This is a genomic window from Ruminococcus sp. RTP21484sp1_RTP21281st1_A8_RTP21281_210402 (genome assembly GCF_040914025.1).
In the GTDB taxonomy this organism is placed as follows: domain Bacteria; phylum Bacillota; class Clostridia; order Lachnospirales; family Lachnospiraceae; genus Blautia_A; species Blautia_A faecis.
The window spans coordinates 45,407-71,421 of record NZ_JBCPGE010000024.1 but is presented as its reverse complement, the minus strand read 5'-3'; the positions used below and the strand labels follow the sequence as shown (position 1 = coordinate 71,421).

General features: G+C 43.8%; 21 protein-coding genes, 1 tRNA gene and 1 other annotated feature. Of the genes, 12 read left to right on the top strand and 10 right to left on the bottom strand.

The annotated features are described in order from the left end of the window. Positions 1-228 precede the first annotated feature (228 nt). Together AB5170_RS12690 and AB5170_RS12685 are read left to right on the top strand one after the other, a co-directional pair. Positions 229-301, top strand: a tRNA-Lys gene (locus tag AB5170_RS12690). A gap of 635 nt (positions 302-936) precedes the next feature. Continuing rightward, on the top strand, positions 937-2,097 hold the full coding sequence (locus AB5170_RS12685) for a transglutaminase domain-containing protein (RefSeq protein ID WP_368361418.1): 1,161 nt from the start codon (positions 937-939) through the stop codon (positions 2,095-2,097). 853 nt (positions 2,098-2,950) lie between these two features. Here AB5170_RS12685 and AB5170_RS12680 read toward each other — a convergent pair. Then, positions 2,951-3,508, bottom strand: coding sequence for a C40 family peptidase (locus AB5170_RS12680; RefSeq protein WP_173716926.1), 558 nt, complete (start codon positions 3,506-3,508; stop codon positions 2,951-2,953). 304 nt (positions 3,509-3,812) lie between these two features. Here AB5170_RS12680 and AB5170_RS12675 point away from each other — a divergent pair, with 304 nt between their 5' ends. The 5 genes from AB5170_RS12675 to AB5170_RS12655 all read left to right on the top strand — a co-directional run bounded on the left by AB5170_RS12675 (position 3,813) and on the right by AB5170_RS12655 (position 11,589). Further along, positions 3,813-5,582: a DUF885 domain-containing protein gene (locus AB5170_RS12675; RefSeq protein ID WP_368361419.1), complete on the top strand. Its 1,770-nt coding sequence runs from the start codon at positions 3,813-3,815 to the stop codon at positions 5,580-5,582. Between the two features lie 230 nt (positions 5,583-5,812). Further along, positions 5,813-7,465 carry a CapA family protein gene (locus AB5170_RS12670; RefSeq protein ID WP_368361420.1) on the top strand — a complete coding sequence of 551 codons (1,653 nt, stop codon included), beginning with the start codon at positions 5,813-5,815 and terminating at the stop codon, positions 7,463-7,465. A gap of 731 nt (positions 7,466-8,196) precedes the next feature. Next, on the top strand, positions 8,197-9,570 hold the full coding sequence (locus AB5170_RS12665) for an SPFH domain-containing protein (RefSeq protein ID WP_368361421.1): 1,374 nt from the start codon (positions 8,197-8,199) through the stop codon (positions 9,568-9,570). A 26-nt stretch (positions 9,571-9,596) separates the two neighbouring features. Next, positions 9,597-10,685, top strand: coding sequence for a hypothetical protein (locus AB5170_RS12660; protein ID WP_227201155.1), 1,089 nt, complete (start codon positions 9,597-9,599; stop codon positions 10,683-10,685). Between the two features lie 13 nt (positions 10,686-10,698). Further along, entirely contained in the window at positions 10,699-11,589 is an 891-nt protein-coding gene (locus AB5170_RS12655) for a TPM domain-containing protein (protein ID WP_368361422.1), read from the top strand. A 281-nt stretch (positions 11,590-11,870) separates the two neighbouring features. Here the strand turns inward: AB5170_RS12655 and AB5170_RS12650 are convergent, their stop codons facing one another. After that, entirely contained in the window at positions 11,871-13,226 is a 1,356-nt protein-coding gene (locus AB5170_RS12650; RefSeq protein WP_118579324.1) for a uracil-xanthine permease family protein, read from the bottom strand. A gap of 635 nt (positions 13,227-13,861) precedes the next feature. On the opposite strand from AB5170_RS12650, the gene upp reads away from it, so the two are divergent. Beyond that, positions 13,862-14,491 carry a uracil phosphoribosyltransferase gene (upp, locus tag AB5170_RS12645; RefSeq protein WP_118579383.1) on the top strand — a complete coding sequence of 210 codons (630 nt, stop codon included), beginning with the start codon at positions 13,862-13,864 and terminating at the stop codon, positions 14,489-14,491. A gap of 80 nt (positions 14,492-14,571) precedes the next feature. On the opposite strand, the gene AB5170_RS12640 is transcribed toward upp, so the two are convergent. Genes AB5170_RS12640 through AB5170_RS12625 form a run of 4 tightly spaced genes read right to left on the bottom strand, consistent with a single transcriptional unit; the run spans position 14,572 to position 18,482 of the window. Then, positions 14,572-16,209: a SpoIIE family protein phosphatase gene (locus tag AB5170_RS12640; protein ID WP_368361423.1), complete on the bottom strand. Its 1,638-nt coding sequence runs from the start codon at positions 16,207-16,209 to the stop codon at positions 14,572-14,574. Further along, the gene (locus AB5170_RS12635) at positions 16,206-16,823 is read right to left on the bottom strand and encodes a GNAT family N-acetyltransferase (protein WP_148463568.1); all 618 of its coding nucleotides are present in this window, start codon (positions 16,821-16,823) and stop codon (positions 16,206-16,208) included. Before AB5170_RS12635 ends, AB5170_RS12640 begins: the two co-directional genes overlap by 4 nt. Beyond that, positions 16,820-17,680, bottom strand: a complete 861-nt coding sequence (locus AB5170_RS12630) for a bifunctional 2-polyprenyl-6-hydroxyphenol methylase/3-demethylubiquinol 3-O-methyltransferase UbiG (RefSeq protein ID WP_173769707.1) — start codon at positions 17,678-17,680, stop codon at positions 16,820-16,822. The genes AB5170_RS12635 and AB5170_RS12630 overlap by 4 nt, the downstream gene beginning before the upstream one ends. A gap of 25 nt (positions 17,681-17,705) precedes the next feature. Continuing rightward, positions 17,706-18,482 carry a TatD family hydrolase gene (locus AB5170_RS12625; protein WP_173773999.1) on the bottom strand — a complete coding sequence of 259 codons (777 nt, stop codon included), beginning with the start codon at positions 18,480-18,482 and terminating at the stop codon, positions 17,706-17,708. A 79-nt stretch (positions 18,483-18,561) separates the two neighbouring features. Between AB5170_RS12625 and AB5170_RS12620 the strand changes: the two genes are divergently transcribed. Together AB5170_RS12620 and AB5170_RS12615 are read left to right on the top strand one after the other, a co-directional pair. Continuing rightward, complete coding sequence (locus AB5170_RS12620; RefSeq protein WP_173735403.1) at positions 18,562-18,993, top strand: TSUP family transporter; 432 nt, start codon at positions 18,562-18,564, stop codon at positions 18,991-18,993. Continuing rightward, positions 18,990-19,403 (top strand): NAD(P)-dependent oxidoreductase, encoded by a 414-nt coding sequence (locus AB5170_RS12615; RefSeq protein ID WP_173774000.1) that lies wholly within the window; start codon positions 18,990-18,992, stop codon positions 19,401-19,403. Before AB5170_RS12620 ends, AB5170_RS12615 begins: the two co-directional genes overlap by 4 nt. 96 nt (positions 19,404-19,499) lie before the next feature. Here AB5170_RS12615 and AB5170_RS12610 read toward each other — a convergent pair whose 3' ends face one another. The 3 genes from AB5170_RS12610 to metG form a co-directional block, all read right to left on the bottom strand. Continuing rightward, on the bottom strand, positions 19,500-19,991 hold the full coding sequence (locus AB5170_RS12610; protein ID WP_173735405.1) for a molybdenum cofactor biosynthesis protein B: 492 nt from the start codon (positions 19,989-19,991) through the stop codon (positions 19,500-19,502). Further along, complete coding sequence (moaC, locus tag AB5170_RS12605) at positions 19,960-20,493, bottom strand: cyclic pyranopterin monophosphate synthase MoaC (protein ID WP_368361424.1); 534 nt, start codon at positions 20,491-20,493, stop codon at positions 19,960-19,962. Before moaC ends, AB5170_RS12610 begins: the two co-directional genes overlap by 32 nt. A gap of 77 nt (positions 20,494-20,570) precedes the next feature. Beyond that, on the bottom strand, positions 20,571-22,529 hold the full coding sequence (gene metG, locus AB5170_RS12600; protein ID WP_368361425.1) for a methionine--tRNA ligase: 1,959 nt from the start codon (positions 22,527-22,529) through the stop codon (positions 20,571-20,573). Positions 22,530-22,617: 88 nt separating this feature from the next. Further along, positions 22,618-22,903 (bottom strand) — a binding site (T-box leader). 188 nt (positions 22,904-23,091) lie between these two features. On the opposite strand from metG, the gene AB5170_RS12595 reads away from it, so the two are divergent. Together AB5170_RS12595 and AB5170_RS12590 are read left to right on the top strand one after the other, a co-directional pair. Then, a complete protein-coding gene (locus tag AB5170_RS12595) occupies positions 23,092-23,490 on the top strand; it encodes a transcriptional repressor (RefSeq protein ID WP_118577930.1) in 399 nt (132 codons plus the stop codon). Between the two features lie 229 nt (positions 23,491-23,719). Further along, complete coding sequence (locus tag AB5170_RS12590) at positions 23,720-24,265, top strand: NADH peroxidase (protein ID WP_148463755.1); 546 nt, start codon at positions 23,720-23,722, stop codon at positions 24,263-24,265. 217 nt (positions 24,266-24,482) lie between these two features. Here AB5170_RS12590 and AB5170_RS12585 read toward each other — a convergent pair whose 3' ends face one another. Next, positions 24,483-25,703 (bottom strand): hypothetical protein, encoded by a 1,221-nt coding sequence (locus AB5170_RS12585; RefSeq protein ID WP_173717435.1) that lies wholly within the window; start codon positions 25,701-25,703, stop codon positions 24,483-24,485. Positions 25,704-26,015 lie beyond the last annotated feature (312 nt).

Genomic DNA, 26,015 nt, shown 5'->3' with positions numbered 1-26,015 from the left:
CATTAGTCGCAGTTAGCGATTAGTTTGCTGGAGCGTTGCGCCGGCGAGTGAGTAATACACATTGTCCAAATGCGTCCCTCCTGAAGAACTTTCAACACACTAAATAGCAATCGTAAAAGTTTTCGAAAAAATTTAAAAAAATTATAAAATTCCTATTGACTTTTGTCCTACACTTGATATATAATACATCTTGCGTTGAGGAAATAACAAATCAACGAAATAGGAAATGCGCCTTTAGCTCAGTTGGTAGAGCACCTGACTCTTAATCAGGGTGTCCAGGGTTCGAACCCCTGAAGGCGCACTGAAAGCACTGTTTTTGCGGACAAAGCGATTGCCGCGGGGACGGTGTTTTTTTGTGCCCTTAAAGCCAGTAAAATCAACTCTTGCCGCTTCACATCCTTCTCTAATCAATCTCTCCAATCGTTCCGACTCCAGTTCCAATACCTGTCCACCCATAATCTCACCAATTCCTTTCTTCACCCGGGGGGGATGCCTTGAAAATATAATCTGCAATTCTGTCAATCAATTCAATCAGATCTCGATAGTGTTTCTCTTTTCCCACATCCAGAAGTTCTTTCTCCAGTCTTTCCCCGATAAGTCTATATTCCTCCATCAATTGCTGAAATATGCCATCGTCTTCATCAATTTCTTTAACTCGGAAAACTCCGATATTTATCTTTTGTAAAGTAAAAAATCCCTTCCTCCTTATGCCCTATTTTGCATGAATACATTTTATTTTTCTATCCCAATTTTTCAGAAACCTAGAGCGTGTTTGAAAAATATTACTTTAAGCTTGAATCTCTTAAATAAAACCAATATACTCATATTAGAATTTTTCTGTATCGTCCAAGAGGTCGAAGCTGCTTCTGCAAAAATGAACAAACTTCAGGTTATACCCAAAATTAAAGAAGATCAGAAAACAAAGGAGGAAAAGAAATGCTTGAAAAAGGGAAAAAATTTTTAAACATCTGCTTAAGCACGTTCCTGTTGCTGTCAATAATATTCCTGTTCAGTGTACAGAATGTAAAAGCAGAGGAAGAAACGGATACGATCAATCCAGATGAAATCCAGATGTCAGTAGACAGCCTGCTCACAGGCATCAGCTCCAAAGGATTTCATCCAAGCAAAGGAAACTATCTTTCCATTCGTGCCGGAGTATCATTTAACACCGAACAGGACCTTGAGGGCATAGCCATCAATGTACGTCTTAGGATTCTAAACAAATCTGGTAAATATGTTTATGAAAAAACATACAAAAACATTGGCGGAACAAATTTCTGGGGCGATCCGGTCACTTCTTTTGACCATAAAACCATTCGCCTTGACTGGAACGGAAAACCCTCAAAAGGAAATGAAGCTGGGAAAAAGCCCACAGCCTACGCATCAAATGGCACTTACAAAGTTGAGCTTTTCTATTATGTAGAAAAGGACCAGATCTGCATAAAATCTGTCACCAAAACCAAAAGTTTTAAAGTATCTTCCAAAGCCCCATCCGGAAGCAAAGGCCTCGCAGCTTCCACCACAATTCCAGAATACACCGGAGTCGATACTGTAGACTACATGGCAGAAAAAATGATCCAGTCAGCCAAAATAAAGCTCACTATGAGCCAGGATGAAAAAGTTCGACGTATCTACCACTGGATGACTGTAAACTTCAAGCATAAACACGCCGATGAATTTGTAAAAGCCAAAAATTACTACGATCTCACCAGCACCAAAGCCCAGAAGCGGATTAAAAACTACAAGAAAAAGACTCTCCAGAACTACCAAAACGGCAAACTTATTTTCGGTGGCTCCTCCTGGTCATCCTTTATGGCTCCTTATATGCAGAAACGCGGCGGAGTCTGCAGCGACCAGGCCGCAATCTTTGTCATCCTCTGCAACCACGTAGGCGTAGATGCCGGTGTCTGCAACGGCTACTATAAGAATCTGGATGGCACCAGAGCCGGCCACAGTTGGAACTATGCCATCGTAGATGGTAAAAAATATTACTACGATGTAGACGTAGAAATCCAGAACTACAGTAAAGGTCAGGGCGATTACTACTGGTATAAAAAAACCTTAAAACAGGCAAAGAAAAATCATATCTTCCAGTAACGCCAAAATAATATCAAAAACATTATAAAGAAAGCCCTTTGTAGAGGAAATTTTCTCCGCAAAGGGCTTCTTAATATAATTCCATATTTTACCAGAATCTCATTGTAACTTCTCTATAGTTTTTCGGAGCTTCAGACAAAATATGCCCTGTAATGAACAATTTATTTTGTCAGACATTTTATGTTTTTTATCTCTAATTGTAATATTTTCCGCGAATATTCTATAATATTTTGATTTTGTAAAAGTCAATACCTTTTTGCCGATTTCTGTCGAATTTTACATTTTCATAACAATAACCAAAACATTTGTTTCGATTCCCATTATGTAAATCAACTCATCCACATGCTTTTCCATGTGGATAATGTGGATAACTTTGTGCATAACTTGATTTTTCAACATTTTTTCATATTTTTGAAAGTGGAAAACTTTCTACCTATTAATTCACCTATCCACATTTTTTTTAAGTCTTTGTGCAATCTGCTAATTTCAACACTTTTCGACATTTTCCCTTGCAAAATATCGTATTTACAATACCTTACAAAATACACACAAATCAATTTTATTCTCTCACCATTCCCCTTTGTATCGTGGCATGGTTACCGTTCGCAACCTTCACAGTAACAAGCTTCGCAATGCACAAAAATCATGCTTTGCATGATTTCGCGCCGCAATTTTCGGGTTTTCTGCGAACCTTGTTCAAAAAAGCACCTCGCAGAATGTTATCAGCGAATAACAACGTGGCAGACTCCCGTCACTGTACAAAAAGGCCGGGGAAACCTTCCCCGGCTGTAAATGTCAGAACAGGATAACCGGATTTCATATCCGTTTTATCAAATGCTCCGCTCCCTCACTCTTATTCACTAAAGAAGCCGTCCGCTTCAATGTAAGTTCCTACTCCCACAGGCGCCTCATAATCATAGTTGGAAATCTTGATTCCAGACGCAGATGTACTTGCATGGATAATCTGTCCATTTCCAATGTACAGTGCCACATGGCTGATTCCGCTTCCATAGAAAATCAGATCTCCTGGCTCCAGATCTTCCACGCTTTTTTTCGCTGATTGATTATACTGATCTGCTGCTACTCTGGGCAGTGAATAGCCAAACTGTGCAAACACAGACATTACAAACCCGGAACAGTCTGCTCCGTTTGTCAGACTTGTCCCACCGTAAACATAAGGATTTCCCTCAAACTGCAGCGCAAAATCCACGATTTGCTGACGAAGCTCTTCCTCAGAAAGTACCTCCTCTGCCTCTGCAGTCTCTGTCATCCCAGCTACAAATGCCTCGCCCGCCTTTTCCACAGCAGCCTTAGTCGCTGCAAACGCAGTCTGTGGAAAAATCATCTGAGAACAGACCGTTATACACATTGTCATTCCGCAGATCAGTTTTTTCATTTTATTTTTTAACATTCATACACCTCTCAATTTATATAAAATCGCCCTTCAAAATATTACATTTATATTAAGCATATGTAACAATTACGCATAATATCACAACAATCTGTTACCGTCAATTTTGCTCCCACAAATAAAAAAATCGACTTTTCCGTGAAATCCAACAACTTCCCCATGACATCCCCAACTAATTTCGTCATTCCCGTCAGTCTTATACACAAAATACACATAATCTCAAAGCCATGGAACCAAATATTTCGCATACTACACTGAAATTCTCAATAATATAGTAGAAATCCCCCAGAGCAGAGGGCATCCTATGTCAAACAGACCAAAATTCACCGCCGCTATTCTGGCTTTTTTTCTTATTATCTGCTTCACATTTTCCTGGCTTTTCAGTCATGTCTTCTCCGAAAATGCCCGCTTCGAAAACTTCGCGGAGTCCATATTTGAAAAAGAGGTTTCCGGAAACGCCCTGAATCTTCATTATTCCCTGGCTTATCCGGAAAAACAGGGCATCTCACGCCCCCGCGCTACCCTTGGCACAATACATCCCAACAATGAAAAAGCCTCAGCCCAGTGCCAGGAATATGTAAAAAAGCTGAAAAAATTTTCCCAGTCAAAGCTCAGTACTTCCAATCGCCTGACCCTTGATCTGCTCCTCCTTTACTACCACACCGAAGCCTCTCTGGGCGACAATTATCTTTTGGAAGAGCCGCTTAGCCCAAGCCTCGGGATCCAGGCGCAGCTACCTGTACTGCTGGCGGAATACTCCTTCTACACCAATCAGGACATCACCGACTACCTGAATCTGCTCTGCAGCACAAAAGAATATTTCCAGAGCATTCTCGCCTTTGAACAGACAAAATCTGATGCCGGATTTTTTATGTGCGACGAAACCCTGGAACGCATTCAGGACCAGTGCCGTGCTTTTATTCAAAACCCGGATTCCAATTATATGCTGGAAATTTTTTCTCAGAAACTAAAAGCCTATGGAAAGCTTTCCGAAAAGGACCAGGAACAGCTGAACCTGACCCATAAACAGATTCTGAAGGAAAAGGTTCTCCCCGCATATCAAACGCTGATAGAAGGTCTGGAGCAACTTCGGGGAACAGGCAAAAACACCGGAGGACTGGTCAATTTTTCCGGTGGAAAGGAATATTACCAATATCTTCTAAAAAGCCAGGTGGGAATCTACATACCTGTGGAAAAACTGGAAAAGCGCCTCACCCAGCAGCTTTCCACCGATTCTCAGGAAATTTCAAAACTTTTGAAACAGTATCCACAACTTCTCACATTGCTAAATGAGAAAACGGATTTACCAGATATGGAGCCCACACGGATCATGGAGCTTCTGGAAAAAAATATCCGGCAGGATTTTCCCTCTATTGCTTCTGCAGATTTCGAAATCCGGTCTGTACATAAATCCATGGAAGAATTCCTCAGTCCGGCATTTTACCTGACACCGCCAATGGACACAGGAGCGCCAAATGTTATTTACATCAATCATGGACGGCAGATTTCCAATTTGGAGCTTTTTACCACGCTGGCGCACGAAGGCTTCCCCGGTCATCTTTACCAGACCGTTTATTTCGGACGACAAAGTCCGTCCCATATCCGGTATCTCATCGATTACAGCGGATACGTGGAAGGCTGGGCCACTTATGTAGAAAGTTACGCGTATGATTATGCAGCAGATTATCTGTCTGCCGGCACCTTATCCTCACAGGAAGCTTCTGCCTGCACGCGACTTTCCTGGCTGAACCGCAGCGTGAATCTGTGCATTTACTCCCTGTTGGATGTGGGAATCCATTACCACGGCTGGACTCCTGCGCAAGCCGCCCGCTTCCTGAAACTTTTCGGAATCCGTGATGCTGCTGTCACGGCCGAGATTTACCGATATATCACCGAAACACCTGCTAATTATCTGAAATACTATGTGGGATATCTGAATTTTCTGGATCTGAAAGAAGAACAGCAATCCCTCCTTGGCGAAAACTTTGATCTGAAAAGTTTTCATCAGAAGATACTGGAAATCGGCCCTGTGCAGTTTCCGGTTTTGCGAAAATACATGAACGAGAAATTGTGATTGCCTCTGAAGCTGCAGTATTTTCGCCCGGCTTCTGCCTGTCAGGTCCACGCGCAATATTACCCGAAAATTCCCGAAATGCTGTAACATTTTTTTAAATATTTATGTAATAACTTCTTTCTTTGAGCACAATAATTTGCTATAATGAACTCACATTGAAAATATGCAGGAGCAATCTAATTTTCTGACCCTGCTGGTCATATTTTCCTACATTAGAGAAGGGCAAAATCATGAAAAAACGAGATAATCTCCCATTAAATTATAAAGAACGCCTGAATTCCAGAACCAGCTTTCTGGTATCCATCGCGGTTCTGGTGGTTCTCTGCCTGGTGTTTAACCAGATGGACTACACCATGATCCGCCAGCCAGCCGCCCAGGCGAAAAAAGCAGCTGACTTACAAAAACAGAAGGAAGAAGAGGCAGCTGCCACCACCCAGGAAGTCACTACAGCCACAGTTCTTGCAGTTGGGGATAACCTGGTTCAGCCAAGTCTTCTTGCATCCGGTCAGTCAGAAACCGGCGCCTGGAATTATGACAGTGTTTATACCAATCTGAAATCCGATATACAGGCTGCCGACATTGCTATGGTCAATCAGGAAACACCTTTCACCACAGACCACAGCGCAGTCAGCGGTACCGCGCCTTACGCCACTCCTACAGAGGTTGGCGACGCACTTGTAAATGCCGGTTTTAATGTGATCACATCTGCCACAGCACTGATCGATGACAATGGTTCTTCCATGATCAACGAAACTTTAAATTACTGGGAAACCAGCCATCCGGATGTCACTCTGGTTGGTATTCATAAGAGCCAGACCAGTACAAATACAGCGAAAATTGTAGAGATAAACGGAATCAAAATTGCATTCCTTGACTATACTTTCCCGGCATATGGAAGCCAGTCCGGAATCTCCGATAGTTCTGACACTTCCGGAGACTCCACAGGATCCGATAGCTCCACAGACGGCACGGACAGCTTTGTTTCTGATAACTCAGCAGGTGGTACCGACGGCTCAGCAGACGGTACTGATAGTTCTGCTTCCGATAATTCAGCAGATACTACCGGAAGTTCAGCCAGCTCCGGAAGCACAGCTACATCATCTTCCAGCAAAGGTTCCATGATTGACACATTCAATACTGCCGATGTTGCAACCGCCATCAAACATGCCAAAGCTTCCGCAGACTGTGTGATTTTCTCTGCAAACTGGGGCAAGACCGAAGAACCAATGCCTACCGAATACGAAAAAGAATGGGCCAACTTCCTTATGGAGCAGGGTGTTGACGTTGTGATCGGAACCAATCCGAATGTGCTCCAGCCATATGGCTACCTTACAGATGACTCTGGCCACAACATGCTGATCTACTACTCCCTTGGCAACTTTGTTACCGGTCAGGAAACACTGAAGCAGCTTCTTGGCGGAATGGCAGCCTTTACCATTCAGAAGACCGTAAACGGCGACCAGACCAGCATCCAGATCCAGGATGCCACACTGACACCGCTGGTTATGCATTACAGCTACGATACCCCGGAATATGCACCATATAAGCTGGACGATTATACGGACGCTCTTGCAGCTGCACACAGCGTCCGCCAGTCCATCGGAGATGAATTTTCCCTGGAAAATCTTCAGACAAAATATGATGAAATCATGTCCATGAACGTCACACCATCTACTAAGACAGACCTTCTGGATGTCACATTTGATTCCGATGGAAATATGCTGGATTCCAACGGAAATTATGTGGAGGATAATGATTCCATCACCTCCTCCTGGTACTATCAGACACTTGCCACCCAAAGCAGTTCCAGTTCTGACGGCTCTGGATCAGGCAATTCCGGATCAGACAGCTCAGACGCATCTGATGACAATTCAGAAGGTTAAATGTCACTGTTCACCGGTAACGTTCCGCGAGATGTTTGTGTGAACAAAGTTCATACAAAACCCGAAACCTTTGACGCGAAATCATGCGAATGCATGATTTCTATGCATTACGAAGAGCGTTTCTGTGAACAGAGTTAGCAGAACCAAAAATAAATTACGCCCCATACCAGGTTCAATATTACTAATGACAAAATCTGCAGTACTATAATATATAGGCTGCAGATTTTTGTTATTCCGGCATTCCAAACATTTTTTTGTCATCAAATGGCTGGTATACAATTCCTATTTACTGCAAATCAGATAGTATCTATGTCTTATTGTCACGAAAACCAGTCATTTATCACATATAGGTTGTTTTTTCAGACAAAATCAGATAAAATTTATAGTAGAGTAGTAACGATTCCGCACATTCACAGTGATATCCTTCTGGATACACAGAAATCATGTTTTTTACGATTTCGCGCCGCATTTCTCGTTTTTTCTGTGAACTTCGTTCACAAAAACACCTCGCGGAATAATGTCTGCTGAATCGTTATGTAGAATAATTAATAAAATCATTTTCGGACAATAACTGTACAAATTAACGAAACCACTATGTCTGCTCACACAGGCACCACCAGATATGAAATTCATGATTTCTGCGCCAATGCACTCCTGCTATTGGCATCAGGTGGCATTCGTTTACATAATTTTTCCAGTCATTGACCGGTCAAAAAGAAAGGAGTTACAATATGGGACTTATTAAAGCAGCACTTGGCGCCGCAGGCGGTACACTTGCAGATCAGTGGAAAGAATTTTTCTACTGTGATGCCATCGACAATGACGTTCTGGCAGTAAAAGGTCAGAAGCGCACCTCCAAACGTTCCTCCAATACCAAGGGAAGCGACAACATTATCACCACCGGATCCGGAATCGCAGTCGCAGACGGACAGTGTATGATGATCGTAGAGCAGGGCAAGATCGTTGATATCTGCGCGGAACCAGGCGAATACACCTACGATGCTTCTACCGAGCCAAGTATTTTCTCTGGAAATCTGGGCGACGCCATCATGAACACTTTCCACACCATTGGCAAGCGTTTCACTTTCGGCGGTGACACTGGCAAAGACCAGCGTGTTTACTATTTCAATACCAAAGAACTGGTGGACAATAAATTCGGAACTCCGAACCCGATTCCATTCCGTGTTGTAGACCAGAACATCGGACTGGACATTGATGTTTCTGTCCGCTGCAGCGGTGTTTATTCCTACCGCATTGCAGACCCACTTCTCTTCTATTCCAACGTCTGCGGAAACTTTGAACAGCAGTACGACAGAGAGCAGATCGAGGGACAGCTGAAAACAGAATTTATCTCAGCTCTTCAGCCGGCATTTGCCAGCATTTCCCAGCAGGGAATCCGTCCAAGCGCACTTCCGGCTCATGCACTGGAACTCTGTGATGCCATGAATCAGGCTCTCACCCAGAAATGGAGTCAGCTTCGTGGTCTCGTGATCGTATCTGTTGCCATGAATCCGATCACTCTTCCTGAGGAAGATGCCCAGATGATCAAAGAAGCTCAGCGTATGGCTATCCTCCGCAATCCTGCCATGGCAGCCGCTACTCTTGCAGGAGCACAGGCAGACGCCATGAAGACAGCAGCAGGCAACGCTGGCGGTGCCATGACCGGTTTCATGGGCATGAATATGGCAGGCATGACTGGCGGTTTTAACGCACAGAATCTTTACGCTATGGGACAGCAGCAGGCAGCTCAGGCACAGCAGATGGCACAACCACAGCCAAATCCGGCCGTATCCCAGGCTCAGGCAGGCGGTTCTGCTCCGGCAGCCGACCAGTGGAAATGCTCCTGTGGTGCTTTGGTTTCCGGTAATTTCTGCCCGGAATGCGGCGCGAAAAAGCCTCAGGCGCCTGCAGCAAATGCAAGCTGGACCTGTTCCTGCGGTACTGTAAATACAGGCAAATTCTGCACCAACTGCGGTTCTCCGAAACCGGCTATGAAGCCTCGGTACCGCTGTGACAAGTGCGGCTGGGAACCGGAAGATCCAACCAATCCGCCGAAATTCTGTCCGAACTGTGGCGATCCATTTAATGAAAACGATACCCAGTAAAAAAGCAGCATAAAAGGAGATGAACTATGTCCGATTTACTTGAATATAAATGCCCCTGCTGCGGCGGAGCAATCGAATTCAACAGTAAGCTCCAGAAAATGAAATGTCCTTACTGCGACACTGAATTTGATATGGAAACCGTCAAAGAATTTAACGAAGCAGCAGCTAACCAGCAATCTGATGAATTGAACTGGGAAAGTGCTTCAGACAACTCCTGGAAGGAAGATGAAGCCAGCGGAATGTCCGTTTACATATGCCAGTCCTGCGGCGGAGAAATCGTTGCCGATGAAAGCACAGGTGCTTCCTCCTGCCCATTCTGCGGCAATCCGGTAGTAATGTCCGGCAAATTTTCCGGTACCCTGCGTCCGGATTTTATCATTCCGTTTAAGCTGGACAAAAAGGCAGCCAAAGAAGGTCTGACCAAACATCTTCACGGCAAGATCCTTTTACCCAAAGTATTTAAAAAGGAAAATCACATTGACGAGATCAAAGGTGTTTATGTGCCTTTCTGGCTTTTTGACACCGACGCCTCTGCAGATATCCGCTATCATGCCACCAAGACCCGTTTCTGGAGTGACAGCGACTATGATTATACGGAAACCAGCCATTACTCTGTTTTCCGGGCTGGAAACATCGGGTTCGACCAGATTCCGGTAGACGGTTCTTCCAAAATTGACAATGATTTAACAGAGTCTCTGGAGCCTTATGTAATTTCCGAGGCTGTGGACTTTGCCACTCCTTACCTGGCAGGATACGTTGCGGACAAATATGATGTATCCGCAGAAGAATCTGCTGAGCGCGCCAACCAGCGTGTAAGAAAAGCCGCTGAAGATGCTTTTCGCGATACGGTCATCGGTTATGACAGCGTTACCCCTGAAGATACCCGTATTCAGTTAAAAGGCGGTAAAACCCACTATGCTCTTTTCCCGGTATGGCTTCTTTCCACCACCTGGAAGGGCAACCACTATCTGTTCGGCATGAACGGACAGACTGGTAAATTTGTAGGAAATCTGCCTGTAGATAAAGGTATTTTCACTAAATGGTTCCTTGGACTTACTGCAGGTTTTTCCGTTGCTGCTTACGCCATTGCATGGCTGATTCACACATTTTGTTAAGGAGGAACATGCCATGAAAAAACAATCATTTGGAATTATTCTGGCGGCAGCGCTGGGAGCAGGAAGCCTTTTCAGTGCAGTTATTCCAGGCACAGATGCGCTTTTTAATACTGCTTTGCCAGGTACGGGAGCTGTTATGGTACAGGCCGCAGCTTCCAACAGCTTTGGCGGATCCGACAGCGAGGAAGATGACTCTTATCAGGACTTTGCAGCCTCCGAATTTTCCCTTGTCCTGGACGAGGCAGATCTTCTCACAGATGAGGAAGAATCCCAGCTTCTGGATAAGCTGGAAGCCATCACCGGGGAATACAACCTGGAAGTGGCAGTTGCCACAGTAGAGTCTAAAGAAGGCAATGAGATGAACTTCTTTACAGACCATTTCTTCGATGAGAATGGATACGGAACCGGCGAAAACCACGACGGAATCCTGTTCATGGTCAGCATTGGCGACCGTGAATGGCACATTACCACCCACGGATATGGTATGACTGCGTTTAACGATGACGGACTTGCTTATCTGAAGGAAAATGTAGAGCCTCTGTTAAAGGATGAAAACTTCTACGGCGCTTTCGATACCTACGCAGATCTGTGTCAGGATCTGTTGGAAATGGCTGCTAACGGGGAGCCTTATACAGAGCCCTTTTCTCCCATATGGATTCTCATTTCCCTGGGAATCGGTCTTGTGCTTGCGTTTCTGTGCACCATGGGCATGAGAGCCCAGCTGAAAAGCGTACGGACACAGGACAGCGCAGTGGATTATGTGCGCCAGGGAAGTATGGAACTGACAAGATCAAACGATATTTTCCTGTATCACACAGTTACCAAAACAGCGAAACCGAAGGATAGTGACAGTTCCTCCGGCGGCTCAGACAGCGATCACGGAGGTACAGGCGGAAGCTTCTAAAAAAGATTCCTGCTTGCAGAATTCTCCGCCTGCGGCAGGTCGCCTCGAACGGCACCTCCCCTTCTGCCGCAGTGCGATTCTGCCTGGTAATAGGAAATTCCAACAGCATTTTCTATTACAACAAAAAAAGAACTCGATTCATACATGGCGAATAAATGTACTTAGAGCCTCTTTGAAAAAGACTCCCGAATTTATTTGCTTTGAATCGAGTTCTTTTTATATATCAGCTAAACGGACATTTCACCTGCCGGCAGCATCACCATATAGGAAAGCCAGCTGGATCAGTCGTCTTCCATCTCCTCTTTCTTCTTTGCAGTCTCAAACACATAGTCATTTCCCGGAAGAACGGCGTTCAGCAGGATTCCTACAATTGCAGCAAGTGCAAGTCCTGTAAGAGTAATATGTGCGCCTGCGATGGTAAATGTAAGTCCATCGGAAATGCCAAGACCACAAACCAGGATAACCGCTGTAATAACCAGGTTACGGGAACGTGTCAGGTCTACTTTGTTCTCAACTACATTACGGACACCAACAGCAGAGATCATTCCATAAAGAATAAAACTGATACCACCGATGATCGCAGACGGAAGGGAACTGATCACCTCAGCCATCTTCGGGATAAAGCTGAGGATAACTGCATAAATAGCAGCCAGACGGATTACCTTCGGGTCGTAAACACGGCTCAGAGCAAGAACACTGGTGTTCTCTCCGTAAGTTGTATTTGCAGGTCCACCGATCAGTGCTGACAGAGAGGTTGCAAGTCCGTCACCCAGAAGTGTACGGTGAAGCCCCGGGTCTTCGATGAAATTGCGGTCAACCGTTGCGGAAATAGCAGAAATATCGCCAATGTGCTCCATCATGGAAGCAATTGCGATCGGTGCCATTGCAAGGATTGCAGTAATGTTAAATTTGCAGAGGAAGAATTTCGGAACACCTACGATCGGCGCACTTGCTACTCCTGCAAAGCTGAGGATAGCACTTCCATCTGCGTTTGTCATACCCAAGGCATTCATGATCAGGGCAACCACATAAGAAACAACAATACCCATCAGAATCGGAATAATACGGAACATTCCAACGCCCCAGATGTTGAAGAAAATAACAGTTCCAAGTGCGATCAAAGCAAGGATCCAGTTCTGGGATGCGTTGCTGATTGCAGACGGTGCAAGGCTAAGACCAATACAGATAATAATCGGACCAGTTACAACCGGAGGCAGATAACGCATGACGCGCTTTACGCCAATTACCTTAACGATCATTGCAAGTACCAGATACAGAAGTCCTGCTACAAACACACCACCGCATGCATATGGAAGCTTCTCTCCATAAGACATGTTGGCAAAAATTCCGGTGTCAAGCTCTGCAACGGTGGCAAATCCGCCAAGAAATGCAAATGATGATCCTAGGAATGCAGGTACCTTCAGCTTAGTCAGTACATGGAACAGAAGTGTTCCAAATCCGGCACAGAACAGGGTTACCTGAATGGATAAGCCCTCGCCGTGAAAATAGTTGTTTACCAGGATCGGCACCAGAATGGTAGCGCCAAACATGGCGAACATATGCTGGAGCCCCAGAATCAGCATCTGTGGGATTCCCAGCTTTTTGGCATCATAAATGCCCTCAACTCTGAATTTCATAAATATAGTTCCTCCTTTTCCCTTAGAGCCTGTTCACAACCTGACTGGTAACGCACTTCACACTGTACAGAAATCATACATTCGCATGATTTCTTCCAATACGGTCTATACTGTGAACAGCAATCGTTACTGTTCACTGGTAACGTTCCGCGAGGCGTTTTTTGTGAACAAAGTTCACAGAAAACCCGAGAATTGCGGCGCGAAATCATGCGAATGCATGATTTCTGTGCATCGCGAAGCGCGTTACTGTGAACGGAGTGAACAGTAACCAGCAATCTTGTTATAGTATAAAGTATGCGACAAATTTTTACAATTATTGACTTTCTATAGAAAGTGCGATATGATTTTTACAGTATTCCCATAGAGCATTTTCAATACGCTCTGGAACCCGTTTAAAAAAGGTTCTGAAGGGATTGTTAGTTCCTGTTCACTGGTAACGTTCCGCGAGGTGTTTTTTGTGAACAAAGTTCACAGAAAATCCGAGAAGTGCGGCGCGAAATCATGCGAATGCATGATTTCTGTGCATCGCGAAGCGTGTTACTGATCACGGAGTGAACAGTAACGATTGTTATTGCATAGGGCAATGGCAACTTTATCACACTACGGAGGTTTTTATCATGTCAAATTTTTCAGATATGGACAATGTTTTTATTATGGATCACCCGCTGATCCAGCATAAGATTTCCATTCTTCGTAATAAGGAGACCGGAACAAATGAATTCCGCAAACTTATTGAGGAGATTGCAGTTCTTATGGGTTTTGAAGCTCTTCGCGATCTTCCCCTTGAGGATGTTGAAGTTGAGACTCCTATTGAGACTTGCAGAACTCCTATGATTTCTGGTAAGAAGCTTGCTGTTGTTCCTGTACTTCGTGCAGGTCTGGGTATGGTAAATGGTATCACCACTCTGGTTCCATCTGCCAAGATCGGTCATATTGGTCTTTACCGTGACCCGGTTACTCATGAGCCTCATGAGTACTATTGTAAGCTTCCGGATCCTATCGACCAGCGTCTCATCGTTATGGTTGACCCCATGCTTGCAACTGGCGGCTCTGCTATCTCCGCTGTTAACTTCATCAAACAACATGGTGGAAAGAGCATTAAATGTATGTTTGTTATCGCTGCTCCGGAAGGTCTGAAACGACTTCATGAGGTGCACCCGGATGTGCAGATCTATGTAGGACATCTGGACAGAGAACTGAACGACCGCGCTTATATCTGCCCGGGACTTGGCGATGCAGGCGACAGAATTTTTGGTACTAAATAGATTTTTGACCAGAGCATATTTAAAAAAGGCTGAATTCCGGAAATTATCTCATTTCCAGAATTCAGCCTTTTTTTGCCCGATCATGCTTTTTCCATCTTCGCCTTATACTCTACGCAAAGCATGGTAATATCATCAAACTGCGGTGCCTCTCCCACAAAAGCATCAATATCTTTTTTCACTTCAGGCAGAATTTCTGATGGTGTTCTGTCTTTTACACGATTCAGAACCTGCTCCAGACGCTCCATTCCATAAAGCTGATTTTCTACATTTGTAGCCTCAGTCACACCGTCTGTATACTGGAAGATCAAATCTCCCACATCCAGCGTCATACTGCCGGCTTTATAGTTCATATCTTCAAATCCAGCAAGGACAAAGCCTGGACGAATCTTATATGCCGCAAAACTGCCGCCTGCTTTACAGATAAATGGCATTTCATGTCCAGCATTTACGAAACAGAACTCTCCTGTCACCAGATCCAGCACACCTTCAAAAGCAGTGATAAACAAGCCTTCACTGTTTGCCTCACAAAGAAGATTATTTACAGTAGAGAAAACCTCCCCCAAATCTCTTCCTGGTGTAGTGTGATCCTTGATAAGCGTTTTTCCAATGACCATAAAGAGCGCAGCCGGAACACCTTTTCCGGATACATCGGCCATAACAATTGCCAGATGTGTCTCATCTACCATGAAGAAATCGTAAAAATCACCGCCAACTTCCTTTGCAGGTGTCATAGTTGCATAAATATCAAATTCCTTACGATCCGGAAAAGCCGGGAAAATACATGGCAGCATGGATGCCTGAATATTCCTGGCGATATCCAGCTCAGTGCCGATTCGCTCCTTCTCAGCAGTCACTTTGGACAGATTGGCAATGTAATTTTCAAGCTCTTCCATCATAAAGTTGAAAGAGTCACTTAGTGCCTCGATCTCATCACCAGTTTTCATAGTAATTCTCTGATTCTCAAACTTTCCGCTCTCTGTAATCTCCTGGGTAAAATCAGCCAGCCTGCTGATCGGTCTGGTGATTGTCTTTCGCACAAAGACAATATACGCAGCCATCGTCACTGCGATAATGCAAAAAGAAATCAGAAACATATTGATAAGAAAGGAATTCAGATAATTCCTGACCTCTTTCATATCCAGAATATACTGAATTTCTGCCAGAGCCTTTCCATTCTCGTCCAGAATCACCGAAATGCCCGTGTAATTATAGCCATAGCTGTTGTCCGTCACAAGCGGATGATCCACACCTTTATTCTGCTGATACTGGTTCCATATGGTAATATATTTCTCCATGTCAGCAGGATCATCAGGATTTGCAGCATCAGTGTACAAAATGTCACTTCCATAGGCAATCTGATTCGCAGGATCATCTCCCAATTCCTCAACCAGGGCATCTATGTAGAAATGAACACTGTCTTCATCCGGAACAACCAGAGACAGATATGTAGCATCGCCGTCCTTTTTCAGCTTGTTAAACAGCGTGACCATTTCCGAATATTCTTCTGTCTTGTCCCCGCCTTCTGCCAGGATTTTCTTCACATCCGAAACCGACATCATATCTGCAATACTATTGCTGTTCGTCATTACCCTCTGTGCATATAGATTTTCCAGATAGGATCTGGAGCTTCTATAACTGAAAAGAGAAATGGCAATGGTAAGGATTACACCGATCACGCCAAGTGAAAGTATAAATTTAGGAAGAAGTTTTATTTTCATTTGCAATTCCTTTCCTTAACTTTCTTAAAATAAACCTCTGCATCACACTTGCAGCGTCCTTTGCAATATGGACAATAAAGTTCTTTTTTATTATACCAGATCATCTTTGCAGAAAAAAGATGAACAAACCTGCATTCCTGAAGTGCCTTTTCCAGAGGAACTTTACCGCCTGCATTCCAGCAGATGATAAACACTTCCCCTATGCCCTTCTCCGCAAACTGCCTCAACGCATACTTCATAAGCCAAACTGCCAGTCCCTGTCTGCGAAATGTTTCTTTTATTCCTACAGACTGGATCTTTCCAACAGGTGCCAAAGTATCTTGTTGGCATACCTGTTGAATTTTCTGTTCCGTAAGCCTGGTATCCTCTGCAATCTGCTTCTCATTGGTAAGATAGTAATAAATATATCCTGCAAGCTCTCCTTCTGCAGTTCTCAGCAGAAGGAATGCCCGTTCACTGCTTCCAATGGCCTGCTCAAGCTCTTCTTTCTGATACAGATTTTCGCCTACGCACCTGTCCATAAGCTGCAGTGTTTCCTCAATATCCTCTTTTTCCAATGAATACAGACAAAATTCTCTGCCAGAAGCCCCAAACCTCCCTGTCTTTTGTGTCATAAGCTTCCCTTCTCACAGGACAAAATCTGCATGCCCATTGTAATCTCCGATTCCTCACTCAGAATCAGCTGCTGAAGTTCTTCATAATTCTTCTTCAGCCAGTTCTGCCAGTCCTGATATTTTCTGTTATCCGGTTCTTCCGCCAGCAAGATTTCCACATCCTCGGGCAAATAGGAAAAAAAGGTCTGGAAAATATCTTCTTTTTGCTGCTGTTCGCCTTTGGCAGCGGAAATCCCCTTGCACCAGACATGGATATGATCGTATCCGCAGTTGGTCAGCCAGCCGGGAACGGCCTGACCGGTTTCTCTTTTTCCTGCGTATTTGTCCTCTTTTAAGATATCCAGAAACTGTCCAAGAAGATTCTTTTCATCTGGAGCCAAAGTGGATATGCGGTCATTGCTTTCTGTGATAAAAATCACTCCGCCTTTTTTCAAAAAATTCTTCAATGTGCGAAGCAGCTTTTCCCCATCATGCAAATGCATTAATACAAAAGAAAGACAGATCAGATCAAATTCTCTGTCTTCCGGTTCCGTGCATAGCTTCTGAAAATCCGCGGAAAACGAATCCCGATCCACATCCATCTGATAAAAAGAAAATTTAGTATTTCCGTACTGACTGTTGGCTCTTTCCACAAGCTGCTGATTATACTCCAGGCCAATCACCCTGGAAATCCTGTCATCTGAAAAGCGGTGAAAGGTTCGGGCTCCATCATTGCAGCCAATATCCAGAACAGAAAGTTCTGACTTTCCCTTAAAAAAATGCTCTAACGCAGGTTTCTCTGCCTGTGACAACAGCAAATTCTGTCTTCTCAGTCGTTCCCTCTCTTTTTTTTCCTGAAATACTAACTGACTTTGCACTACTTGTCTCCTTGTCCGTCAAAATTTATGCTCTGAATAATAACCGCTTCGCATTCTCTTCCGTCACTGCAATTACTTCTTCTGCAGTAATTCCCTTGATCTGCGCCAGGGCTTCTGCAACATAGGGCAGATTCAAGGAGGAATTTCTCCTGCCTCGATTGGGCTCCGGTGCCATGTAAGGGCAGTCCGTTTCCAGAACGATCTGGGACAGCGGCGCTATGGCAGCTACTTCTTTCAGCTTCTTTGCATTTTTGAAAGTAAGCACGCCGCCAATGCCAAGATAAAGTCCCATTTTCAAATATTCCGCCGCAATCTCCTTACTGTAGGAAAAGCAGTGAATGATTCCTCCGAACATATCTTTTTTCATATATTCCTTTACAATCTCCAGAGTGTCCTCGGCTGCATCCCGGCTGTGGATCATAAATGGCAGCTTCTCCTCCCTAGCAATGTCCATCTGCGCCCGGAACATCTCCTGCTGCTGTTTATGCTCTGCCTCTTCCTTATGCCAGTAGTAATCCAGACCGATTTCTCCGATGGCGACCATTTTCTCCATATGGGAAAGACGCCGGATCTCATCCAGAGTATCCTGTGTCATAATTCCTGCATCGTCGGGATGAACCCCCACTGCGCCATACACAAAAGGATACGCTTTCATCAATTCCAAGGTCCCGCCAAATCCTCCGACGGACGCGCACACATTTACAATACAGCCCACTCCCCCGTCTTTCATGGAAGAAAGGAGCTGATCTCTGTCTTCGTCAAATGCCTCATCATCATAATGTGCATGTGTATCAAATATCATTTTTCTGCCTCATTTTTCTTTGAGATACAACAATTATAGCATACAAAAATTATACCAGTAAAGTGTTATAAACCGCTTTTTGAAAGTTCTATTTCAGTGTTCCGGTCTTCTCGGCGGCTTCACATCACTTTATAAATTTATAAAAAGCGGACATGTTTACTGGTTCACTGCATCCATAGCAGGAATAAATGCTGTCATCGGCTCCGTCCTTGGCGCAAAGCTTAATCTGATCCTCTCAGCCAAATATCTGCAGATAATAATGGTACTACTCCTTCCCGTTGCAGCGGTCTTCATCCTTGCCAACAAAAGCTTAGGCGAAGAAAGCAAGATGGACACCCTTTCCAGAAGACAGCTTGCAATCCGGGCGGTACTCATTGGTCTGATATTAGGTGCCTACACAGGTTTTTACGGTGCCGGAGGCGGTGCATTTATTTTGCTTGCTTTTACCACGCTTACCAAACTGGATCTGATCACAGCTTCCGGCAATACCAAGGACAGTGACGGAAAATGAAAAACCAGATGAAAATGATCGCATATGCTGTTGAACCGGAAGAACTTCCTGTTTTTGAGAAGTATTACCAGAATTACAATATAGACCTTAAGCTTCTCAGCGAAAAACCTACACTAAAAAATACTGCCCGTGGTTCCATCATTGATTCAACAGCACTTATCAAAGCACTTGAAAGCGGCCATATTGCAGGAGCAGGTCTTGATGTAATTGATGGAGACCGGAATATTTATTACCGGGATCACAAAAATCAGATGATTATACATCACGAAATGGCAATCTTAAACTCTATGCCTAATGTACTTATGCTGCCTCACGCCGCATATTTTACAGATCAGGCACTGGAAGATATGGTGCACAACTCTCTGATTGTAACAAGCCAGTATTTTAAAACTATGAAAGAGCAGCCATAAGCAGTCTTCGTCAGCCCCCAAACTAAGAATCCCCTCCACAAAAGCAACTGCTGCATAGTGGAGGGGATTCTCATTTACTATAAAATTTATGAATATTTACTGCCTTGCACAATTTCCAGCTTCCCCGGTCATAATCTCAATACCATGACCAAGAGCTCCAATAATGTATTCCAGACTCTCCTTTACTGCTTTCGGACTGCCTGGAAGATTAATGATCAGAGTCTTTTTTCGGATTCCGGCTGTAGCGCGGCTGAGCATGGCGCGGTTTGTGATCGTCATGCTGTAAGCGCGGATGGCCTCCGGGATTCCCGGAACCTTACGTTCTGTAATATCTTCGGTGGCCTCCGGCATAACATCCCGCGGGGAAAAGCCAGTTCCGCCAGTAGTCAAAATCAGTTCTGCCTGATTCTCATCTGCGATTTCCGCCATTCTCTTAGAAAGCATGGCACGGTCATCTGGAAGAATATCCATAGAGACTACCTGATAGCCTTCTCTTTCTACGATTTCCTGAATCGCCGGACCGCTTAAATCTTCCCGCTTACCCTGAAATCCCATATCACTGGATGTGATAATTGCTACTCGCTTCATTTTTCTCCCCTTCATTTTTTATTTCTTTGAACAAAAAATCCCCACTCTTACCGCCAGTTTTCTCTACCAGGTGAATATCTGTCATCACCATATGCTTGTCGATTGCCTTGCACATATCATAAATTGTAAGAAGAGTCACCTGAACACCTGTAAGGGCTTCCATTTCCACACCGGTTTTACCGTCTGTCTTCACAGTGCAAAAAGTGCGGATAATTCCATTTTCTTTTTCAATTTCGAAATCAATGGTACATTTGGTAACCGGCAAAGGATGGCACATAGGTACCAGATCCGAGGTGTGCTTCACAGACATGATCCCGGCAACTCTGGCAACGCCAAGAACGTCTCCCTTTGCCACAGTGCCTGCAGTAAGATGCTCCATGATTTCTGCTCCAACCTGGATAGAACCTGTTGCAATTGCAGTTCTGTGGGTAATCGGTTTATCCGAGACATCCACCATAACAGCATTACCATTTTTATCAAAATGGCTTAGTTTATTACACATAATTCGTCCCTTTTTATAACAATATTAACCTATTATATTATATTCCGGCTATATCAGATGGACGCTTCCGGTCAAAATCAGCAGATTTCAGATCCTGTCGGCATATTTTTTTCAGGGCTGACTACGCATACATTTCCCTCAGCATCCTCTGCGCAGAGAATCATTCCCTCACTAAGAATTCCTGCAAGTTTCGCTGGTTTTAAGTTGGTTACTACCATAACCTTTTTGCCAACCATTTCCTCTGGTGTATAGTAAGCCTTGATTCCAGATACGATCTGGCGAACCTGGCTTCCAATCTTAACCTGGGAGCAAAGAAGCTTCTTGGATTTCTTCACCGCCTCACAGGCAATAACCTCACCAACCTGGAACTGAAGCTTTGCGAAATCATCAAATGTGATCTCCGGCTTCGCCTCAATATCTACAACCTTCTCCTCTGGCTTTTCTTCCTTCGGCTCTTCTTTCGGTGGATGAAGCTCGTTTACTTTTTCCATAACTTCTTTGATGTCCATACGGGCAAAAAGGATCTCCGGTTTATCTGTTACCTTGTTTCCTGACGGATACAGTCCAAATGTCTTCAGATCCTCAAGAGTTCTCTCTGAAGCATTTAACTGACCAAGGATTCTCTTTGTTGTGTCCGGCATAAAGGACCCAAGAAGAGTGGTTCCAATGCAAATGCCCTCAACCAGATTGTAAAGAACGGTTGCAAGACGATCCTGTTTGGATTCGTCCTTTGCAAGTGCCCATGGCATTGTCTCATCAATATATTTGTTGCAGCGTTTGAAAATAGTGAACACTTCTGTGATGGCATCTGCTACACGAAGTTTCTCCATCTTTGCATCAACCTTTGCAGGAACAGAAAGAATGAAGCTCTTCAGATCATCGTCAACAGGTTCTGTTACGCCTTTATTCTCTACCACGCCGCCAAAGTATTTGTTTGACATGGAGATGGTACGGTTTACCAGGTTTCCAAGAGTATTTGCCAGCTCGGAATTCATACGCTCTACCATCAGCTCCCAGGTGATCACACCATCGTTGTCAAACGGCATTTCATGAAGTACGAAATAACGGACAGCATCAACGCCGAAGAAATCAACCAGCTCGTCTGCGTAGATAACGTTTCCTTTGGATTTGCTCATTTTTCCATCGCCCTGGAGAAGCCACGGATGACCGAATACCTGCTTCGGAAGAGGCAGATCCAGTGACATCAGGAAGATTGGCCAGTAAATAGTATGGAAACGGATGATATCTTTTCCAATAAGATGAAGGTCGGCAGGCCACATCTTGTTAAACAGTTCAGAATTGTCTCCATCGCAATCATAACCGATTCCGGTAATATAGTTGGTCAGGGCATCCAGCCATACATATACAACATGCTTCGGATCAAAGTCTACCGGAATTCCCCATTTGAAAGAAGTTCTGGATACGCACAGATCCTGAAGTCCCGGAAGAAGGAAGTTGTTCATCATCTCGTTCTTACGGGATTCCGGCTGAATGAATTCCGGATGTGTCTTAATGTGCTCAATCAGACGGTCTGCGTATTTGCTCATTTTGAAGAAATAAGCCTCTTCTTTGGCTGGTACGCATGGGCGTCCGCAGTCCGGACATTTTCCGTCTACAAGCTGGGATTCTGTGAAGAAGGACTCACATGGAGTACAGTACATTCCCTCGTACTCTCCCTTGTAGATGTCCCCTTTTGCATACATTTTCTTGAAAATCTTCTGAACCTGTTTCTCATGGTCTTCATCTGTGGTACGGATGAATTTGTCATAGGATGTGTTCATCAGATCCCAGATGCTCTTGATCTGACCGGATACGTTATCAACGAATTCCTTAGGTGTAACACCTGCTTCTTCTGCTTTCAGCTCAATCTTCTGGCCATGCTCGTCAGTTCCGGTCTGGAAAAATACGTCGTAGCCCTGCTGTCTTTTATAACGCGCAATGGCGTCTGCCAGAACCGCCTCGTAGGTATTGCCAATGTGCGGCTTGCCAGATGTATAGGCAATGGCTGTGGTGATGTAATATTTTGGTTTACTCATTGTATTTCCTCCTTTTCTGTGTAACAAAAAGAGCTGGTTAAACTTCTCCTTCCTGTCACAACATAAAAAAACGTCTTCTCAAATATACTGAGAAGACGAGTTATCCCGTGTTACCACTTCTATTCATTCCCGCCTCACGGTACAGATGGAAAAACCATCTTCGGGAATCTCACCGGGTACCTTCATACCCTTACGCTATAACAGGCGTTCCTGTCGCAGCCTAAATTACTTCAACTGCGCCCCTCCAAAGCCATCTTCCATCTGTTCCATACACACCCCCTCTCAGCCTGGAAAAGCAACTCTTAACTGCTCATCTCCCGGGGGATTCTCTGTAATGCGGTACGCAAATGTACTCTCTTTTTCTATGGGTTTGGCTTATAAATTCATATAAAAGAGCGTATCACATTTTAATGGGTTTGTAAACCCAAATTTATCATTTTACAGCGATGCAATATTTATAATTTTAGTGTAAATTTAGCCAAATTACTATTGACAAATTTGCAATTATCTTGTATATTAATATCAGTAACAATTACTATTATTGAGAGAAAGGAGGAATCAGATGGCCACATTGAAATACAGCCGCCAGAGAGAATCTATTAAGGAGTTTCTTACTGGCAGAACCGACCATCCCACCGCTGATTTTGTTTATGAGAATATGAAGCAGATTTATCCAAACATCAGCCTTGGAACTGTATACCGAAACCTCTCTCTTCTCGCTGATCTGGGTGAAATACAGAAGCTTTCCAGCTTTGGCGGAGCAGACCGATTCGATGCCCGCACCGTTCCCCATTGTCACTTTATGTGCACCCGCTGCGGCAGAGTGATGGACGTATTCAGCGAACATATTGATAAAAGCCTTGAGAGTATTGCAGCTGACTTTAAGGATGGTCAGATTTCCGATTATAAAGCAAGATTTTTCGGAATTTGCAAGGAATGCCTGAAGGAAGAGTCTCACTAATCAGTTGAATAAATTTTTCATTTTCTGATCATAGCTATTCTGTAGGGAATTACAGCCGCTCGACAAGCAATGGCCACAGCACCAAACTTTAAGTGAACATTCGATCCTGTTAGAAAAAAGTTTCAATAACTCTTGACAAGCAAGAAACAATATGTTACCATAAAACAGTAATGATTACTATTATTAAAAACTAAATAAAAATTTTATATAAGAAAAGGAGAATTTAATTATGGCTAAATGGGTATGTAGTGTATGTGGTTATGTTCATGAAGGTGACACAGCTCCGGAAGTATGTCCAATCTGCAAGGCTCCGGCTGAGAAATTTACGAAACAGGATGATGAAATGGCATGGGCAGCTGAGCATGTTGTGGGCGTTGCTAAAGGTGTCAGCGAAGACATCCTTGCTGATTTAAGAGCAAACTTCGAGGGCGAGTGCTCTGAGGTTGGTATGTATCTTGCTATGGCACGTGTTGCTCACAGAGAAGGATATCCGGAAGTTGGTATGTATTATGAGAAAGCTGCTTATGAAGAAGCAGAGCACGCAGCTAAATTCGCTGAGTTATTAGGTGAAGTTGTTACAGACAGCACCAAGAAGAACCTTGAGATGCGTGTAGCAGCTGAGAACGGCGCTACAGCTGGTAAGACTGATCTTGCGAAACGTGCTAAAGCAGCTAACCTTGACGCAATCCATGATACAGTTCATGAAATGGCAAGAGACGAGGCTAGACACGGAAAAGCATTCGCTGGTCTGCTTAAGAGATATTTCGGAGAATAATTTTTACCGGGGAATCGCATAAAATAAAGCTTTTTATAAAAGGGAATCACTTTCGTGATTCCCTTTTTGGGCAGACTTCCGTCATTTTTAATATGTAAATCAGGTGTCCCTAACCCATTTTTCACTCTTAAAAACTCTCAAAATGTGTCTCTCCCGTTTCGTTTAATTTGTGCTGACCACAGTCCCTCCCCGCATAGCTTCTCTCGCTATTTTGTACTTAATTTTCTGTAAATTCATACAACGGCATATTGTTCTCATCATATAAAACAATCATCATAACCGCATTCACCTCGCCGGTTGCACTTTCAAAGCATAATAAATAATAGCCGTCACGGTCTAATGATTTCACAATATAACGTTTTTCCTGATTTCCAGATGTAATTGTTCGGATCAGTTTTCCATCTTCGATTCGCCAGCTTCCATTAATCTCAGGCCAGTTGGGATTTATTTCTTCTCTTGTGCGATAGCTGTCATCTGTTCCAAAGCTTCCAAGCTGTTTTGTATTACCATCTGCGTCATATTCATAAAGGTCTCCGGCACCAGTGGTTCCGCCAATTGCCCAGTTGACCGTATAATACCGGAATCTGCATGGAAAAATGGAGGATAATTCCTCTTCTGTTAAAGTCTCAAACTCGTCTGCATGAGCTTTGAAGTAATAAAATCCACTTTCATAGTCATTATCCGCATCTGTATGATTCACATATGCAGCAATAAAATCATCTTTGGGTTTTATAACCTTCTCCGCCTGTGCAAGCTCTGCTTCCTGTTTTTTCCTGCTGCTTTCCTGCGCTTCTTCTATTTCATGTTTACTTTTTCTTTCCTTCCTGCCTTCCTCATCTAACGGCGCACCATATCCGCCTTCATCAATTAGCTCTGCGATATTGCCTGCTTCCAATGCAAAGCTATATTTAGATGAACCAAGATTCAGTACACAACGTATATCATTTCCTTCATATAAACATTTCACAATATCTTCTCCTGAAGATCCGCTGACATAAACATTGCCATTGGGTTCCTCACCTAGCAAACCATATTCATATACCGTATTTATACTTCCAACTTTTATTTTCAATTCTTTAGAATCAGAAGAAAAATAAGTAGCAGGGGTATCCTTATACTCTAAAAGTTTAAAAGATAAATCATAACAATAATCAAATTCATCAAAATTAATATATGCTGTGACAAGCAGATCACTACCGGTTGTTGCCGTGTTGCTAAAGGTTCCGGAAACAACCGTACTTATAACAGATTGCCCCGTTGCATCCCCGAAGTCATCTACTACCGCAACTTTTCCCCAGGAGTTATTGTTTCCTTCATCCGTACTGGAATCCTCTTCTATTTCTGAAACTACCTCTGCATTCTCTTCCCCATAGGAAAGCGTTGGAGACATAAATACGCACCCCAATGCCAACGCCAGCGCTAATGTTCTTTTCTTCATCCTTTGACCCCCATTTTTTGTAATTTTATTTGAGACTGATAAGTTATCATATAATAATAGGAGGAAGGAAAGCAATTACCTGAAAGCATAGTACAAGAAGAAATTATTACTGTTCACGACCTTCACAGCAACACGCTTCGCGATGCACAGAAATCATACTTTGCAGGATTCTGCTACTGCAGCAGGGAGTCTCGGCGGCATCTGCCATTGTGCCGTAATATAAAAAGAGTTACAGACCGCAAAATGATTAATCTGTAACCCTAAAACTCTTATTAAAATATTACTTGAACGCTATATAAAAAAGCCCTCACA

Bases quoted from the DNA above. Each gene is read 5' to 3' on its own strand.
- AB5170_RS12655 (WP_368361422.1), top strand. From the start codon at position 10,699: ATGAAAAAACAATCATTTGGAATTATTCTGGCGGCAGCGCTGGGAGCA.
- AB5170_RS12675 (WP_368361419.1), top strand. From the start codon at position 3,813: ATGTCAAACAGACCAAAATTCACCGCCGCTATTCTGGCTTTTTTTCTT.
- AB5170_RS12680 (WP_173716926.1), bottom strand. From the start codon at position 3,508: ATGTTAAAAAATAAAATGAAAAAACTGATCTGCGGAATGACAATGTGT.
- metG (WP_368361425.1), bottom strand. From the start codon at position 22,529: ATGAGTAAACCAAAATATTACATCACCACAGCCATTGCCTATACATCT.
- AB5170_RS12615 (WP_173774000.1), top strand. From the start codon at position 18,990: ATGAAAAACCAGATGAAAATGATCGCATATGCTGTTGAACCGGAAGAA.
- AB5170_RS12635 (WP_148463568.1), bottom strand. From the start codon at position 16,823: ATGACACAAAAGACAGGGAGGTTTGGGGCTTCTGGCAGAGAATTTTGT.
- AB5170_RS12685 (WP_368361418.1), top strand. From the start codon at position 937: ATGCTTGAAAAAGGGAAAAAATTTTTAAACATCTGCTTAAGCACGTTC.
- AB5170_RS12660 (WP_227201155.1), top strand. From the start codon at position 9,597: ATGTCCGATTTACTTGAATATAAATGCCCCTGCTGCGGCGGAGCAATC.
- AB5170_RS12650 (WP_118579324.1), bottom strand. From the start codon at position 13,226: ATGAAATTCAGAGTTGAGGGCATTTATGATGCCAAAAAGCTGGGAATC.
- AB5170_RS12610 (WP_173735405.1), bottom strand. From the start codon at position 19,991: ATGAAGCGAGTAGCAATTATCACATCCAGTGATATGGGATTTCAGGGT.
- AB5170_RS12665 (WP_368361421.1), top strand. From the start codon at position 8,197: ATGGGACTTATTAAAGCAGCACTTGGCGCCGCAGGCGGTACACTTGCA.
- AB5170_RS12640 (WP_368361423.1), bottom strand. From the start codon at position 16,209: ATGAAAATAAAACTTCTTCCTAAATTTATACTTTCACTTGGCGTGATC.
- AB5170_RS12670 (WP_368361420.1), top strand. From the start codon at position 5,813: ATGAAAAAACGAGATAATCTCCCATTAAATTATAAAGAACGCCTGAAT.
- upp (WP_118579383.1), top strand. From the start codon at position 13,862: ATGGACAATGTTTTTATTATGGATCACCCGCTGATCCAGCATAAGATT.
- AB5170_RS12585 (WP_173717435.1), bottom strand. From the start codon at position 25,703: ATGAAGAAAAGAACATTAGCGCTGGCGTTGGCATTGGGGTGCGTATTT.
- moaC (WP_368361424.1), bottom strand. From the start codon at position 20,493: ATGTGTAATAAACTAAGCCATTTTGATAAAAATGGTAATGCTGTTATG.
- AB5170_RS12625 (WP_173773999.1), bottom strand. From the start codon at position 18,482: ATGATATTTGATACACATGCACATTATGATGATGAGGCATTTGACGAA.
- AB5170_RS12590 (WP_148463755.1), top strand. From the start codon at position 23,720: ATGGCTAAATGGGTATGTAGTGTATGTGGTTATGTTCATGAAGGTGAC.
- AB5170_RS12595 (WP_118577930.1), top strand. From the start codon at position 23,092: ATGGCCACATTGAAATACAGCCGCCAGAGAGAATCTATTAAGGAGTTT.